The organism is Natronosalvus sp. KLKA75, from assembly GCF_059736265.1.
The window spans coordinates 433,393-447,507 of the sequence record NZ_CM185522.1 but is presented as its reverse complement, the minus strand read 5'-3'; the positions used below and the strand labels follow the sequence as shown (position 1 = coordinate 447,507).

16 protein-coding genes are annotated in these 14,115 nt (G+C 64.9%); 8 read left to right on the top strand and 8 right to left on the bottom strand.

Annotated elements, in window-relative coordinates:
* The first annotated feature begins 246 nt into the window (after positions 1 to 246).
* A complete protein-coding gene (locus AC6I65_RS02250) occupies positions 247 to 1,443 on the top strand; it encodes a sensor histidine kinase (protein ID WP_497902470.1) in 1,197 nt (398 codons plus the stop codon).
* A gap of 111 nt (positions 1,444 to 1,554) precedes the next feature.
* Here the strand turns inward: AC6I65_RS02250 and AC6I65_RS02245 are convergent, their stop codons facing one another.
* Positions 1,555 to 1,872, bottom strand: a complete 318-nt coding sequence (locus tag AC6I65_RS02245; protein ID WP_497902469.1) for an AzlD family protein — start codon at positions 1,870 to 1,872, stop codon at positions 1,555 to 1,557.
* Positions 1,865 to 2,599 carry an AzlC family ABC transporter permease gene (locus AC6I65_RS02240; protein ID WP_497902468.1) on the bottom strand — a complete coding sequence of 245 codons (735 nt, stop codon included), beginning with the start codon at positions 2,597 to 2,599 and terminating at the stop codon, positions 1,865 to 1,867. The genes AC6I65_RS02245 and AC6I65_RS02240 overlap by 8 nt, the downstream gene beginning before the upstream one ends.
* 312 nt (positions 2,600 to 2,911) lie before the next feature.
* Between AC6I65_RS02240 and AC6I65_RS02235 the strand changes: the two genes are divergently transcribed.
* From AC6I65_RS02235 to AC6I65_RS02220, 4 genes are read left to right on the top strand one after another with little or no spacing between them, the layout of a single operon-like run.
* On the top strand, positions 2,912 to 3,550 hold the full coding sequence (locus AC6I65_RS02235; protein ID WP_253432329.1) for an Era-like GTP-binding protein: 639 nt from the start codon (positions 2,912 to 2,914) through the stop codon (positions 3,548 to 3,550).
* Positions 3,551 to 3,552: 2 nt separating this feature from the next.
* Entirely contained in the window at positions 3,553 to 3,951 is a 399-nt protein-coding gene (locus AC6I65_RS02230; RefSeq protein WP_312911337.1) for a DUF2073 domain-containing protein, read from the top strand.
* Between the two features lie 9 nt (positions 3,952 to 3,960).
* Positions 3,961 to 4,848 carry an OapC/ArvC family zinc-ribbon domain-containing protein gene (locus AC6I65_RS02225; RefSeq protein WP_497902467.1) on the top strand — a complete coding sequence of 296 codons (888 nt, stop codon included), beginning with the start codon at positions 3,961 to 3,963 and terminating at the stop codon, positions 4,846 to 4,848.
* Between the two features lie 45 nt (positions 4,849 to 4,893).
* Entirely contained in the window at positions 4,894 to 5,709 is an 816-nt protein-coding gene (locus AC6I65_RS02220; protein WP_497902466.1) for a CPBP family intramembrane glutamic endopeptidase, read from the top strand.
* 66 nt (positions 5,710 to 5,775) lie between these two features.
* Here AC6I65_RS02220 and AC6I65_RS02215 read toward each other — a convergent pair whose 3' ends face one another.
* The 3 genes from AC6I65_RS02215 to AC6I65_RS02205 form a co-directional block, all read right to left on the bottom strand.
* Entirely contained in the window at positions 5,776 to 6,402 is a 627-nt protein-coding gene (locus AC6I65_RS02215) for a DUF7411 family protein (protein WP_497902465.1), read from the bottom strand.
* Position 6,403: 1 nt separating this feature from the next.
* Complete coding sequence (locus tag AC6I65_RS02210; protein WP_497902464.1) at positions 6,404 to 6,775, bottom strand: DNA-binding protein; 372 nt, start codon at positions 6,773 to 6,775, stop codon at positions 6,404 to 6,406.
* Positions 6,776 to 6,943: 168 nt separating this feature from the next.
* Positions 6,944 to 7,399, bottom strand: a complete 456-nt coding sequence (locus tag AC6I65_RS02205; RefSeq protein ID WP_312911332.1) for a 30S ribosomal protein S19e — start codon at positions 7,397 to 7,399, stop codon at positions 6,944 to 6,946.
* Positions 7,400 to 7,549: 150 nt separating this feature from the next.
* Here AC6I65_RS02205 and thiL point away from each other — a divergent pair, with 150 nt between their 5' ends.
* On the top strand, positions 7,550 to 8,527 hold the full coding sequence (thiL, locus tag AC6I65_RS02200) for a thiamine-phosphate kinase (RefSeq protein WP_497902463.1): 978 nt from the start codon (positions 7,550 to 7,552) through the stop codon (positions 8,525 to 8,527).
* 94 nt (positions 8,528 to 8,621) lie between these two features.
* Here thiL and AC6I65_RS02195 read toward each other — a convergent pair whose 3' ends face one another.
* From AC6I65_RS02195 to AC6I65_RS02185, 3 genes are all read right to left on the bottom strand, one after another.
* Positions 8,622 to 9,746 carry a site-2 protease family protein gene (locus AC6I65_RS02195; protein ID WP_497902462.1) on the bottom strand — a complete coding sequence of 375 codons (1,125 nt, stop codon included), beginning with the start codon at positions 9,744 to 9,746 and terminating at the stop codon, positions 8,622 to 8,624.
* 406 nt (positions 9,747 to 10,152) lie between these two features.
* A complete protein-coding gene (locus AC6I65_RS02190) occupies positions 10,153 to 10,392 on the bottom strand; it encodes a DUF7123 family protein (RefSeq protein ID WP_253432306.1) in 240 nt (79 codons plus the stop codon).
* A 236-nt stretch (positions 10,393 to 10,628) separates the two neighbouring features.
* The gene (locus AC6I65_RS02185; RefSeq protein WP_497902461.1) at positions 10,629 to 11,462 is read right to left on the bottom strand and encodes a molybdopterin synthase; all 834 of its coding nucleotides are present in this window, start codon (positions 11,460 to 11,462) and stop codon (positions 10,629 to 10,631) included.
* Positions 11,463 to 11,569: 107 nt separating this feature from the next.
* On the opposite strand from AC6I65_RS02185, the gene pyrH reads away from it, so the two are divergent.
* Positions 11,570 to 12,301: a UMP kinase gene (pyrH, locus tag AC6I65_RS02180; RefSeq protein ID WP_497902460.1), complete on the top strand. Its 732-nt coding sequence runs from the start codon at positions 11,570 to 11,572 to the stop codon at positions 12,299 to 12,301.
* Complete coding sequence (lysS, locus tag AC6I65_RS02175; RefSeq protein ID WP_497902459.1) at positions 12,291 to 14,036, top strand: lysine--tRNA ligase; 1,746 nt, start codon at positions 12,291 to 12,293, stop codon at positions 14,034 to 14,036. The genes pyrH and lysS overlap by 11 nt, the downstream gene beginning before the upstream one ends.
* Positions 14,037 to 14,115 lie beyond the last annotated feature (79 nt).

Here is a 14,115-nt window from a genome sequence, read left to right as displayed (position 1 = left end):
GGCATATATAAACCCACTGCCGCCACCTTGGCTGGAGCTCGTCACGATTCGTGTTCCAGTCGCCTCCGTCATGCGATTCGTTAGAGCCAATGATGCTTCGGGGCCAGCGTTCCTGATCCACACCATCATCTGCCAGTGTATCGAGAGCAGCGAAAAAGTAACAGTACGGATCACCGCCGGCCGTGAAATTGAACCCAATGTGTATTGGACAGAAACTTATGCGGGTTCAGAATAATGGCTGCCACGATGAGTTCATCGTCCGACTCGGAAACTGAACTTCACACCCGCATTCATCAGCAGAAAGTTATTTCTTCGCTGGGGAGACGGGCTCTCGAGACGGACGACATCGATCGACTCATGCACGACGCGGCGGCGACGGTCGCGGAGACCCTCGGCTGTGACTACTGCAAGGTACTCGAGTTGCTCCCCTCCGGGAACGTCTTCCTGCGACAGGGGGTCGGCTGGCAGGAGGGGATCGTCGGGGAGGCGGAGGTCCCGACGGATACGAACTCGCAAGCCGGGTACACGCTCCTCTCGGAGGAACCGGTCGTCGTCGACGACCTGCGGACCGAAGAGCGATTCAGTGGCCCGGACCTCCTCACCGATCACAACGTGGTGAGCGGCATCAGCGTCATCATCGGCACTGTCGACGATCCGTGGGGGATCCTGGGCGTCCATACGACGGACAAGATTGCGTTCACCGACCACGACGTCGACTTCGTCCAGAGCGTCGCCAACCTCCTCGCCGCGGCGATCGAGCGCCACACCTACCAGGACGAACTCGAGGAGACGGTCGCGGAACTCCAGGAGTTGAACACGCGCCTCGAGAAGTTCGCCAGCATGCTCGCCCACGAGCTCCGGAACCCGGTGACGATCGGCCAGATTTACGCCCAGCACCTGCCGGAGGAGGCCGCGCCGAAGGCGGTCGAAAACGTCGTGGAGTCGTTCGACCGGATCGAGAACATGATCGACGTGATGCTCGTGTTGACGCGCCGTGGGGACGCCGTCGGGGAGCGTGCACCCGTGTCACTCGCCGAGATGGCCCGAGACGTCTGGGAGGACGTGGAGACCCGAGAGGCAAGCCTGACGGTCGACGTCGACCTCGTGATCGAAGCGGACGAGGTGTACGTGCGACACCTCTTCAGGAACCTGTTCGAGAACGCGATTCGACACGGCGGGTCGGACGTGGTGATCGAGGTCGGAACGGTGGCGGGTGGGTTCTACGTGGCGGACGACGGGAACGGCATCCCACCCGAAGACAGGAAGCTGGTGTTCGAGCCGGGGTTCACGACGACTGCCGACACGGACGGGACCGGGCTGGGACTCGCGTTCGTCGACCGACTGGCCGGCATCTACGACTGGGACCTGCAGTTGACCGAGAGCGACGCCGGTGGGGCGCAATTTGAGTTTCGAAACGTGGCCGTGAGCGACCAGTCGGATTGACCGGCCTGGCTCGCGGGCGATGGGCCGTGAATCGGTGTGACTGCCCACTCACTGATGATAGTACTATGCTCGCAACTCGAGCGAGAAGCCTACACGTGTTTCGCCTCGACGCTACACCAATCCGCGAAACGCCACGACCGCGAGGATGCCACCACACAGCGCCAGGAGGATGTTCTCCGTTCGCCACGCGAGTGCCAGGACGACGGCTCCGGCGGCCCACTCGGGTGGCCCGCCCGACGCCAGTTCCGGGCCCAGGATCGCGATCACGATCGCCCCCGGGAGCACCGACAGTCCGGCCTCGAGGCGGTCGCTCACCTCGAGTCGGCTCAGGACCCAGAGCCCGCCGACTTTCGTGAGGTAGGTGAGGATGGCCATCGCGAGGACGAGGGCGACGACGAGCGGGTCGAGCGAGAGCCATCCCTCACGCATCGTAGCGGATCACCTCGAGGGCCGCCGCGGCGAGTCCGCCGAGGAGGATGTACCAGCGGCCAGGGAGTACCGACGAGGAGACCAGCGCCGTAGCGAGGGCGACAAGCCAGGGGACGAACGTCGACCGGCCGTCCCAGAGGTCGACCGCGAGCGCGAGGAAGACAGCGGCGAGGATGAAGTCGAAGCCGTACCTGGCTGGATCCCCGATGACGCCGCCGGCGAGGACGCCGACGACCGTCGAGGCGACCCAGAAGGTCCAGACCGCGATGCCGCTGCCGAGGAGGAAGGCGCCACGACCGCTTCCCGTTTTCAGGTCGCGAACGGTGAGCGCCCAGTTCTCGTCGGCCATCAAGAAGAGGCTACCGTAGACCTGGGTAGGCGAGAGGTGACGAAACCAGCGCTCGAGGGCGGCGCCCATGAGCGAGTACCGGAGGTTGACGGCGACGGTCGTTACGAGGATTGCGGTGACTGGAAGCGGATCAGCCCAGAGTTCGACCGCGATGAGCTGAGAAGCCCCGGCGACGACCGTCGCGCTCATCAGCGCGGCTTCCGCGACGCTGAGGCCGGCCTGGTTCGCGACGACGCCGAAGGCGACGCCGTAGCCGGCGACTCCGAGCGCGACCGGGATACAGGTCAGAAAGCCGGTTCGGACGCCCTCGAGGGAGAAACTGACGGTGGAATCGGGGGCGGGATCTGCCGATGTGGAGTGGTCGTGGGATGGAGCCATTGAGCAGTCTACTGTACGTTCGGGTAGAGGGTGCTGAGCGCGAAAACCGTCTCGGTTCCCCCAACAACTGACCGCTTTCTGTGAATCGGGAATCCGAACCGACGCCAGCGGTTCTCGAAGCGCCCAGACGTCCTCGAGCGGCTCGAGTCGACCCGAACTCGAGTCACCCACGGACAAAATCGCGGGAGAGGATACGGTCTCGTGGTCGAAACCGTCGCCCATGTGTGACAATCCCTCTGTCTGACGTAGACTTAAGTGAATTCGGTTCTGTAGTACGTTCAGACACACTCGCAAGTGTGGAGGATCTCCAGGATGGGATTGTTTACAGGACTCAAAGATAGCATCTCTCGCGCGACGGATCGGCTCTTCTCCGAGCAGGAGCCAAAGCGGATCGGCATCTACGGCCCTCCAAACGCCGGGAAGACGACCCTCGCGAACCGTATCGCCCGTGATTGGACCGGTGACGCCATCGGCACCGAAAGCCACATTCCTCACGAAACCCGGCGCGCTCGCCGGAAAGAAGACGTCGAAATCGAGCGCAACGGCAAGTCGGTGACCATCGACATCGTCGACACCCCCGGCGTGACGACGAAAGTCGACTACGAGGAGTTCACCGACGAGATGGAGAAAGACGACGCGATCAGGCGCTCTCGAGAGGCTACCGAGGGGGTCGCCGAGGCCATGCACTGGCTTCGCGAGGACGTCGACGGCGTCATCTACGTGCTCGACAGCGCCGAGGACCCGATTACGCAGGTCAACACGATGCTGATCGGTATCATCGAATCGCGCGACCTGCCCGTACTCATCTTCGCGAACAAGATCGACCTCCCCGAATCGAGCGTCAAACGGATCGAGGACGCCTTCCCCCAGCACAAGACGGTCCCGCTGTCGGCGAAAGAAGGAGAGAACATGGACGAAGTGTACGAGAACATCGCGGAGTACTTTGGATAACCATGCCTGAAGCAACCAAAGCCGACGACAACCGCCACGACGGCGTCCAGATCGACCTCATCAGCGGAGAGCGCATGGAGGGTCTGGCGAGCATGGAGAAGATCCGGATGATCCTCGACGGCGTCCACGACGGCAACATCGTCATTCTCGAGGAGGGACTCACCCCGGACGAGGAGAGTCGCCTGATCGAGGTGACGATGGCCGAGATCAGCCCCGACGAGTTCAACGGCATCGAAATCGAGACCTATCCGAAGTCCGGCACCCGCGACTCCTCGCTGCTCGGTCGGATCATGGGCAACGACGAGTCGCCGAAGAAACTCACCGTCATCGGGCCGGCGAACCAGATCGAGACCTTGCACAAAGACGAGACGCTCATCAGCGCACTCGTCTCCCGGAGCTAGCGACGACGAATGCCACACCAGTGTACCACCTGCGATCGGACGTTCCCCGACGGATCCAAAGAGATGCTCTCGGGGTGTCCGAACTGTGGCGGCAACAAGTTCCAGTTTGCGCCGGCGTCGTCCGACACCGCGACCTCGAGCGGGACCGATCCCAACACCGGGTCAGCCACCGGCGGTCAGTCCGGCGGTATCACGCGAGCGTCCGAGTCGGCGTCCTCGAGTGGGAGTGACGGCGATGGACGCGGTATTACGCAGTCGGGGCCGGGGTCAGTGTCCGAATCGGCATCCGGGCCCGAGTCCGGAGCCGAGTCCAGTTCTGGATCCAGGGCCACCTCGACGTCGGAATCGACGTCGACGAACCGCACCTGGCCCCAAACTGCGAGCGAACCCGCCTCGTCCGAGCAGGACGACGCGCCCGCAGAGTTCACCGAGTGGCCCGAGTCGGCACGACGACCCGACGACCGGGAGCGAGCGGAGAAACACACCGAACGATCCGCGCCTCGAGCAGACGACCCGACCGTCGAAGCCGGTGACACCCACACCGAACCCGAAGGAAGCGAGGGGGACGAGGACGCCGCCCAGGCGAGCGCGCGGAGCGACGTCGTCTCGAGCGACGAACTCCCCGCCTCGAGTGCGACCGATCCGGCCGACGAGAAGGCAGGCCCCGACGTCGATAACGGTCGCGTCGTCAGCGAACCGACCGACGACGACCGCCCCTCGCTCGAGGACCTCCGCGAGGAACTCAACGAGCAGTTCGAGAGCATCAAGATCCTCAAGCCCGGCCAGTACGAACTCAACCTGATGGAACTCTACGACCGCGAGGAGTACATCGTCTCCCTGCAGGAAGACGGCCGGTACGTGATCGACGTGCCGGACTCCTGGCGCGACGGCGAGTGAATCCGGGAAGGCAACGCCAAAGAGGTGGGACGCTAACACGTTACTATGGACACCGTGAATCGGACCAGCGGGTACACCCGATCCGTACTCGTCGCCGTTGGACTGATAATTGCCGGATTTATAGCACAAACGTTCGCTTCTCTACCGGCGGTACTCGTCGACCCACAGGTAGCCGAAGCGCCGCTGGAGACCTCCTACGAGGTCAGGGCGCTTTACCTGATCCCACAATTCATCGGATTCGTCGTCGTTGGTGGCGCGTATCTACAGTGGACTGGCCGCGGGCTGGGGTTCGTCGACCTCTCGATTCCGAGCATTCGCCAATCGATCATCGGCATCGTCGGCGTGGTCGGGAGCATCGCATTCGTGATGGTCGCAGGCGTCGTCATCCAGGTTATCGGAATTGAAGCGACGTCGAATCAAATTCTCCAGTTCGTCGGCGAAGATCCGACGATGGTACTCATCATGATCGTCATCGTCTTCCTGTTCAACGCTCCCGCCGAGGAGTTCCTCTTCCGGGGAATTATACAGAAGCGACTCTACGAAGCGTTCACGAAACCACAGGCGATCGTCGTGACGAGTGCCATCTTCGGCCTGGTCCACGTTCCAATCTACCTCGTCAGTGGACAGCCACTCGTGGGGACGTTCGCCTCGATACTGATCGTCGCCGGTGCGGCAGTCATCTTCGGCTACCTGTATGCGATCACCGACAATCTCTTCGTGCCGATCGCCGCCCACGCCGGGTACAACGCGTTCCAGTTCGGGCTCCTCTACCTCGCGCTCAAGTACGGTAACGAAGAACTGATCGAGGAGGCGACCTCGATCGTCGTAACCGTTCTCGAGACGGGCTCGATCCTCCTGTAACAGTCGAAACTCCTCTCCCGTCGATACGAAACGCCGCTCGAGTGACGCGCTCGAGTTGCTCGGGTTTCAGCGATCCCAGTCCTGGACACCCGTGACGTGCGTCTGTTCGTGAGCCGGGAAGATCGACCCGAGTGCCGCCTCACCGTCGCGCTCGGCGATGAGCGCTCGCAACTCGGCCTCGTAATCCGCCCGCGTGATCTCCTCGCTCGGCCCGACCGTCACGTCGAGGGTCGATTCGACCAGCCGGTCGACCGCCTGGCGACCGAACCCCGACAGCGGCGCGATGTAGTCGACGTCGTAGCGATCCTCGAGGCTCTGGGCCTGGGCACGCGAGACCGTCGGCACTCGATCGTCGCGTCGCGTTCCGTCGGCGATGGCGTCGAAGTCCATCCCCGCCAGGCGCTCGAGGGCGTGCTGGTGGACCCGCTGGATTCCGTTTCGCGGGAAGCCGTCGGTGCGAATCGTCTCGACGGCCTCGGTCGCGACGTCGGGATCGAGCTCGAGTTTCTCGAACGTAAAGCCGAGCGAGCGGGCGGTGTCTCGCGCGTAGGTCCAGTCGTCGGTGACGCCGAATGTGGCCGTCGTCAGCGTCACGTCGTAGAAGTCCTCGAGCAGCAGGGCGGCGAGCGTCGAGTCCTTGCCGCCGCTGTAGAGCAATCCGAGGCGGAGTGAGGCGGGCGTCAACTCGTCCATCCTAGCGGCGCTTGATGTCGAAGCTCTTCTTGTCGGGTTTGAGCTCCTTGAGCAACTGCTCCATCTTCTGGTCGTCGATCTTACCCTGGATGCGCCCGCTCTGGGCGAGGGCAACGACCTGGCGTTCGACCTGCTCGCCGAACTGCTGTTTGCTCATCTTGACGGTGTTCAGGCGCTTTCGCGCGTCGTCGGTGAGGTACTGGCGCAGGAGGGCCTGGCGCTGGGCGTCGGCCTGTTGCTGGGCGGCCTCCTGGGCCTCGGCGTTGGCCCGTCCCTGCCCCTGCCCACCCTGGGACTCGGCGCGGTCCTGTAGCTGCTCCAGTTTCTTCCGGCGCAGTTCCTCGAGGTCGTCGTCAGATTGTCCGCCGTTCATAGACGCGTGTTGTCGGCCGACGGAGAAAATGATTACGGACGCACGGTCTCGATTTCGAGTTTCGTCGGCCGTCGGCCGTCGGCCGTGGACCGTGGACCCGCTCACGAGCGACGGCCTCGTCACTCACCGTCTGAGATGGTGCAACGTCGAAGAACGTCGAAAACTGGTCTAGGCGTAGCGCTCGAGTTCCGGACGGTCGAGCTCCGAGAGGACCTCCCCGGCGGTTTCGTCGAGGCGGCTGCGTCCCTCGGCGGTGATACGGCGACCCTCGCCCTCGGCGGTCTCGACGAGGTCGAGCTCCTCGAGTTGCTGGAGGATCGTTCGAATCACGTTTCGCGAGCCGTCGGCGCGCTTGTCGGGGGCGACCTGGTAGCGGTTCGAGCCGCGTTTGGCGCCGCCGTACTCGGTCGCCAGGCGCTCGACGCCGATGGGACCGTTGTCGGCGATCTTGCGGAGCAGGCTTGCCGCGCGGACCGCCCAGAAGTTCTCCTGCTCTGGGGGAAGGTCTCGATTGACGCCGTTTTTCGCGAACGCTGCCCACTCCGGTTGCTCGAGGTCGTCTTCGAGGTCGTCGGCGAGCGCCTCGATGAGCGCTTCCGCCGGGACGTCGTACATCGTAGCCATTGGGTTCTGGTTCCCGCTTGCGCCATTTAAGCGCATCGTTGTCCCTTCGGCGGTTGACCGGCCAGCCTCGCCGGTTCCGGGTGTGAGAGCAACCCACGGGTCGAGCCAGGGATCCGGATGGTTTTTCGCCCCGCCGTCGAAAGGACCGGTATGGACGAACGGGCCGCGCTGGCGTTGCTCGAGAACCGGCTCGACCCGGTAGGCGACGACGCCGCCGTCGTGGACGATCTCATCATTACGACGGACATGCTCCACGAGACGACCGATTTTCCGCCGGGGACGACCCGGTACACCGTCGGCTGGCGGGCCGTCGGCGCCTCGCTCTCGGACGTCGCAGCCATGGGCGCTGAGGCGACGGCGGCCGTCGCCGCCTACGCGGCCCCCGAGTTCGACGCCGCAGACCTCGAGGCGTTCGTCGACGGCGCGAGTGCGGTCTGTGACCTCGTCGACGCGAAGTACGTCGGCGGGGACCTGGACACCCACCGGGAGTTTACGGTGGCGACGACCGCCGTCGGGCGAGCCGACGAGCCGGTGTTTCGCGACGGGGCCTCCCCCGGAGACGTCGTCTGCGTGACCGGCACGCTCGGACGGACCGCCGCCGCGTTGCAGTTGTTCGCGGAGGCTGGCGATGGCAAGGACGTCACCGGCAATGCTGGGGACGGCGCTGGTGGCAATGGAGGCGGCGATGATAGCGGAGACGGCGATACAGAGAGAAACAGCGCTCTCGAGCGAGCCAACGACCTCTTCCAGTTCGAGCCGCGCGTCCGTGAAGGGCGCGCCCTCGCCCCCCACGCGAGCGCGATGATGGACTCGAGCGACGGTCTCGCCCGATCGCTCCACCAGCTGGCCGAGGCCAGCGACTGCGGGTTCGCCATCGAACGCGAGTCGATCCCCGTCGCGCCCGAACTCGAGGCTGTGGTCGACGATCACGAAACCGCCCTCGAGCGAGCGATCACGACCGGCGAGGACTTCGAACTCGTCTGCACCCTGCCCGGGGCAGCCGTCGAACGCGTCCGGGACGACCTCGAGTGTTCGCTCACGGTCGTCGGACGGGTCGTGGACGCCGACGCGGGGGTCAGCCTCGACGACGAAGCGCTGGCCGATCGGGGGTACACACACGGCGAGTAGCCGTACGCACGGCGAGTGACCGCACACACAGTGATAAACGTACGGCGAGTGAGCGATCGTCTCCGGCGCCCTCGAGCCCGGCAGTCTCGAGCCGTCAGTTGATCACGGCGATCGGTGCCGGCATGAAACACAGCAACCCCAGCCCAAAGGTGACGACGCCGAGTGCGAACCGTTTGCGGTCGAGACGGTCGTCATCGATCGGGACCGCCGGTCCGACCGCCGCGAGCAACCCGGTGAATAGCCCCCAGAACACCCAGATGAACACCGAGTTTCCGCTGTAGTCGCCCACGTAATAGAGGTAGCCCGCGAGCGCGAACAGGACCCCTGGCACCAGCGCCGCGATGGTCTCCTGGAGGTCGCCGGCCATCGCCCGGAGAATGTGGCCGCCGTCGAGCTGGCCCACCGGGATCAGGTTCAGGAACGTGATGAACATCCCGACCCAGCCGCCGATGACGACCGGGTTGACGTTCCGCGTCGGATCGTCGGCGTACAGCGGCTGATCGACGGCGGCCGCGATCAGCTCGAGCATCGGCGGGAACCCCAGCCGAATCTGGGTCGCGTTCGGGTCGGTCGCCCCCTCGGGAACGGGCACCGGCGGGAGATGGAGGCCGACGACGGTGACGACGACGGTCGCGACGAGGCCGGCGATCGGGCCCGCGACGCCGATGTCGAACAGCGCCTTGCGGTCGGGCATCTGTCCTTTCATCTTGATCACGGCGCCCATCGTTCCGATGAGCGTCGGCACCGGCAGGAAGTACGGCAGTGAGGCGTCGACCCGGTGGTAGCGACTCAGTACGTAGTGCCCCATCTCGTGGACGCCGAGGACGCCGAGGATAGCGACGGTGAACGGCCAGGCGCGCCACATCTCGGCCGGGTTGGCGATCGGGTCGATGCCGTACCACATCGTCCCGGCGAACAGTGTCGAGACGACCGTGGCGAGCAGGAGAAAGACGTTCGTCCAGGGGACGCCGTCCGGGCCGAGCGAGAGCGGTTCCGCGACGAGCACGTACTCGCCGCGGCGAACCGTGAGTTGCACGTCGTAGCCGGCGTCTCGAAAGTCCCGCCAGAGTTCGCGCATCATCTGCTCGGGGGCCATTTGCGGCGTGCCGTAGTAGCGAATCTCATCGTCGTCGACAACGATCTCGTAGACCGAAAACGCCGGTTCGATCGACTTGAGGGGCGGGCCGTCGACGTGATCGGTCGGGTCCGCCGGATCCATTGCTGGTTCGTTGATCGCCTGTGCGTATAAATCGACTGTCGGCGGCGAGCGCTGGTGGGAATCGGGTGAATGGGAGTGGGAGTGGGAGTGGGAGAGGCTATTGCGGTCGTTTCTGACCCAGTCGACACTTCAGGTGTGGAGGCGATTGAACACCAGTCGCCACTCGAGACCTGGGGACAATGGAATGGAAACGCCCGGTACCGACGGGTACGACAGGGTCGGTGCCGGAACGTGTGTGCGTGTTGGGTGTCCGCTGTGCGTTCGATCACGCCCTCGTTCGGTCGGCGAGGGCGGCGGTTCGTGGGGGTGGGCGATACAGATCGCCCGGGTCCGATGGTGATCCGTGTGCGCCTTGGAGGAACGCACACGCGTCGGGGCCGTTCAGGGCGTCAATGGCACGACGCGATCAGGCGGGGGCGACGCGCCAGGTCGTCGCACTCGTGTACGACCACTTCTCGATCTCGAGGTCGGTCGCCGAGTCGGAGAGCTTGACCATCAGCGCGCCGATTTCCTTGGGGGAGAGGCCGACGTCGTCGGCGATGAACTTCCCTTTAAAGTACATCTCACCGTCTGCGGCACGGTCGCGCAGGTACTGCTTCAGGCGGAGTTCTTTGCGGTCGGTGGAGGGTTGGGCTGTCGTGCTCATCGACAACTCCCTCTACAGACCGGATACTGTTATAAAGGACAGTTACTTAGAACTGTTTCAAATCGCTTCAGGTAAACGAGGGGTAATCGTCGTTTTATCCGTGTTTTACGAACCGTTAAAGGCGCCACCAGATCCGATTAGACGTTTTAAAACAGCCGCTAACGTATTATTGGCCAAGCCTCATCGAGACCCGCGAACGGTCGCCCAAATGGCGTTTCAATGTCACTTTGAGAGTCTCACGAGCGTTCGTGAACCCAGAATTCGTCCTCGACCGTCACTTCCTTCTTGAACAGCGGCACTTCATCTTTGAGGCGATTGATCCCGTCCTCGACCGTCCGAAACGCCTCCTCGCGGTGGCCTGCGAGGACGACGACGTACACGATGTCCTCGCCGTCGCGAACGACGCCCGTCCGGTGGTGTAACTCGACGCCGAAGACCCCCTCGCGCGCCTCGAGTTCCGCCTGGATCGTCGCCATGCGCTGCTCGGCGACTCCTTCGTAGGTCTCGAACTCGAGGTACTCCGTTCGCTCGTCGTCCGGTGCGTCTTTCGCGCGGACGCGCCCGGTAAACGTCGCGATCGCTCCCGCCTGATCCGCTGCCGGCCGATCCCTGAGGCGATCCACGAGGGACTCGAGCGTCTCGTAGGGCTCGTGGGCCTCGAGTTCTGCAACGAGGGACTCGAGATCGAGGTCGCCGGGCGCGTCGACGCTCGCGAGAACCGGCGAGCGAGCGATCGCGGCGTCGCTGCCGACCACGACCGACGGGTGGCCGGGGATCTCGAGGCCGACGACGACCGCGAACGCGCAGTCGGTCGCGAGGGTGTCGAGGGCGTCGGTCACCGAGAGGCCAGTTCCCGTGGCCGTCCAGTCGCCGTCGGCGCCGAGGGCGTAGGTGACGTCGCCGCCGGGGGTGAGTCCCGAACCGTGGGCGTCCGCCAGTCCGTCCGCGATCGTCGCGTCGTAGCGGACGACGCCGACTCGGCCCGCCTGCGAGAGCCTGTCCACGGCCAGGTCGGCCGTTCGCTCGAGGACGTCGGCGGGCTCGTCGCCGATGATGCCGAGGACGTGCATACTCGATACTCGGCGTGGAGCGTTTTGTAGCTGTCGTCCGCGCGCGGAGCGGCCGCCGAACGGGGTTGACAACCCTTAAGATGGCAACCCGGTTAGACCGCGGTAGTATGAAAGTGGTCGTCTCAATCGGCGGGAGCGTGCTCGTGCCCGAGCCCGGCGCGGATCGGGTGCAGGCACACGCCGACGTCGTCGAAGACCTCGTCGAAGACGGGTGTCGAGTCGGGGCCGTCGTCGGGGGCGGCGGCGTCGCTCGCGAGTACATAAGCGCTGCCCGGGACCTGGGCGCCAACGAGATTGAACTCGACCAGCTGGGTATCGACGTCACCCGGCTCAACGCGCGCCTGCTCATCGCCGCCCTCGGCGAAGATGCCGTGACGGCGCCAGCTCGAGACTACGAGACCGCCGGCGACGCCCTCCGTCGCGGGGAGGTCTGCGTGATGGGTGGCGTCGCTCCAGCCCAGACGACCGACGCCGTGGGAGCGGCGCTGGCGGAGTACGTCGACGCCGACCTGCTCGTCTACGCTACGAGCGTCCCCGGCGTCTACTCCGACGACCCGAACGAGAACGATGGGGCGACGAAATACGGTGAACTGTCGGCCACGGAGCTAGTGGACGTCATCGCCGGCCTCGAGATGAACGCCGGCTCCTCGGCGCCCGTCGACTTGCTGGCCGCCAAGATCATCCAGCGCTCGGGCATGCGAACCATCGTCCTGGACGGGACGGACCCAGATCGGATCGCCCGGGCCGTTCGCTACGGCGACCACGACGGTACGGACGTCATTCCGGAGGGAGCGGGCGAGGAACCAACCTATTGGGCGGGCGAGACCGATGAGCACTGACGAGACGGACTCGAGTGGCGGCGAACGCGGTGAAGGCGGCGAGGCGGTAACGGGCGAAACGGAACACCCCTACACGCTCCAGCGCGAGCGCGACGAGGGGAGCGACGACGAGTACCACGTCTTCTGGGCCGACGAGATCGCCGATCGGATCGAGGCTCGAGACCCCGAGGAGCCGATCGTCGTCAAGGGCGGCATCTCCCCCTCCGGCGTCCCTCACCTCGGCAACATGAACGAGATCATGCGCGGCTACTACGTCGCCGAGGTCCTCCGCGAGCGCGGCCACGACGTCCACCAGGTGTTCACCAGCGACGACCGCGACCCCCTCAGAAAGCTTCCCCGCACGCTCTGTGACCTCGAGGGGAACCTCGTTGACCTCGGGGACATCGACGCGGGCGCGCTCGGTCGGAACCTGGGCGCCCCCTACACCGACATCCCGGATCCGTTCGGCTGCTGTGACTCCTACGGCGACCACTTCTCGACCATCATCCAGAACAGCGCGGACGCCCTCGAGGTGCCCATCGACCTCGTCTCGACGACCGACCTCTACCTCGACGGTGAGTTCGACGACATCGTCGAGTACGTCCTCGAGAACCGCGAACGCGCGGCCGAGGTGCTCTCGACCTACCAGGACAAGGTCGACAGCGATGGCGACTACGTCCCGTTCAATCCGATCTGCGAGGAGTGCGGCAAGGTGACCGAAACCGTCACCGGCGTCGACCTCGAAGCCGGCACCGTTGACTACGAGTGTACCGACATGGAGGCCGGCGACCAGACGATTTCGGGCTGTGGCCACGAGGGAACCGCCGAATTTAGCGAGGGCAAGATGCCCTGGCGCTTCGAGTGGCCCGGCCAGTGGCAGGTCCTGGGCGTCGACTTCGAGCCCTTCGGGAAGGACCACGCCGAGGGCTCCTGGCCCAGCGGGGAGGACATCGCTCGGAACGTCTTCGAGATCGAACCGCCCGTCCCGATGGTCTACGAGTGGTTCACCCTCGACGGCGAGCCCTTCTCGTCCTCGCAGGGCAACGTGATTCTGGTCTCGGACGTCCTCGAAGTGCTCGAGCCCGAAGTGCTGCGGTACTTCTTCGCGAAGGACCCGGCGAAAGCCCGGGACTTCAGCGTCGAGCGCCTCGACCTCCTGGTCGACGAGTTCGACCGATTCGAGGCGATCTACTTCGGCGACGTGGAGGCCAGCGAGGACGAGCAGGCGTTCGCCGAACGGGTGTATCCGCTGGTGGTCGGCGGTGTCGACGAACTCGAGGCCCGAGAAGATCGAATTCGCCTCCCCTACACCTTTGCCGCCGTCCTCGGCATGACCGAGGACCCCGAACTGCGCGAGGAGATTGCCCGTCGCGAGGGCCACATTTCGGACGACGCCCCCGAGTGGGCCGTCCAGGACGCCCTCGCCCGGGTCGAGCGCGCCCGCAACTGGGCCCGGCGCACCGAGAACGAGTTCGACTACGAACTCAAGCGCGAGGCGATCCCGGACCACGACTTCGACGCGGCGACGGAGGCGGCGCTCGAGGAACTGGCCGACTTCATCGAGGAAGGCCACGACCCCGACGAGATCCAGGGTGAGATCTACGAGACTGCGAAGCGCCACGACGTCGGCGTCGGCGACTTCTTCTCGGCTGGCTACCGCCTCTTCTTCGACGAGGAGCAGGGCCCGAAGCTCGGCCCGTTTCTCGCGAAGGTGGATCGAGCGTTCGTCGTGGATCGGCTTCGACGGGAGCGATAATCGGCTCGAGAAATGCTATAGAAAGTATAGTTATTGGGGCGCCAGCCGACGAGCCGACGGCTTCGAGTCGTTCGACCAC

Excerpts from the sequence above, each read along its gene's own strand:
- AC6I65_RS02215 (WP_497902465.1), bottom strand. The coding sequence starts at position 6,402 with ATGGACGAGTTGACGCCCGCCTCACTCCGCCTCGGATTGCTCTACAGC.
- lysS (WP_497902459.1), top strand. The coding sequence starts at position 12,291 with ATGAGCACTGACGAGACGGACTCGAGTGGCGGCGAACGCGGTGAAGGC.
- pyrH (WP_497902460.1), top strand. The coding sequence starts at position 11,570 with ATGAAAGTGGTCGTCTCAATCGGCGGGAGCGTGCTCGTGCCCGAGCCC.
- AC6I65_RS02235 (WP_253432329.1), top strand. The coding sequence starts at position 2,912 with ATGGGATTGTTTACAGGACTCAAAGATAGCATCTCTCGCGCGACGGAT.
- AC6I65_RS02225 (WP_497902467.1), top strand. The coding sequence starts at position 3,961 with ATGCCACACCAGTGTACCACCTGCGATCGGACGTTCCCCGACGGATCC.
- AC6I65_RS02230 (WP_312911337.1), top strand. The coding sequence starts at position 3,553 with ATGCCTGAAGCAACCAAAGCCGACGACAACCGCCACGACGGCGTCCAG.
- AC6I65_RS02190 (WP_253432306.1), bottom strand. The coding sequence starts at position 10,392 with ATGAGCACGACAGCCCAACCCTCCACCGACCGCAAAGAACTCCGCCTG.
- AC6I65_RS02210 (WP_497902464.1), bottom strand. The coding sequence starts at position 6,775 with ATGAACGGCGGACAATCTGACGACGACCTCGAGGAACTGCGCCGGAAG.
- AC6I65_RS02220 (WP_497902466.1), top strand. The coding sequence starts at position 4,894 with ATGGACACCGTGAATCGGACCAGCGGGTACACCCGATCCGTACTCGTC.
- AC6I65_RS02205 (WP_312911332.1), bottom strand. The coding sequence starts at position 7,399 with ATGGCTACGATGTACGACGTCCCGGCGGAAGCGCTCATCGAGGCGCTC.
- AC6I65_RS02245 (WP_497902469.1), bottom strand. The coding sequence starts at position 1,872 with ATGCGTGAGGGATGGCTCTCGCTCGACCCGCTCGTCGTCGCCCTCGTC.
- thiL (WP_497902463.1), top strand. The coding sequence starts at position 7,550 with ATGGACGAACGGGCCGCGCTGGCGTTGCTCGAGAACCGGCTCGACCCG.
- AC6I65_RS02195 (WP_497902462.1), bottom strand. The coding sequence starts at position 9,746 with ATGGATCCGGCGGACCCGACCGATCACGTCGACGGCCCGCCCCTCAAG.
- AC6I65_RS02185 (WP_497902461.1), bottom strand. The coding sequence starts at position 11,462 with ATGCACGTCCTCGGCATCATCGGCGACGAGCCCGCCGACGTCCTCGAG.
- AC6I65_RS02240 (WP_497902468.1), bottom strand. The coding sequence starts at position 2,599 with ATGGCTCCATCCCACGACCACTCCACATCGGCAGATCCCGCCCCCGAT.
- AC6I65_RS02250 (WP_497902470.1), top strand. The coding sequence starts at position 247 with ATGAGTTCATCGTCCGACTCGGAAACTGAACTTCACACCCGCATTCAT.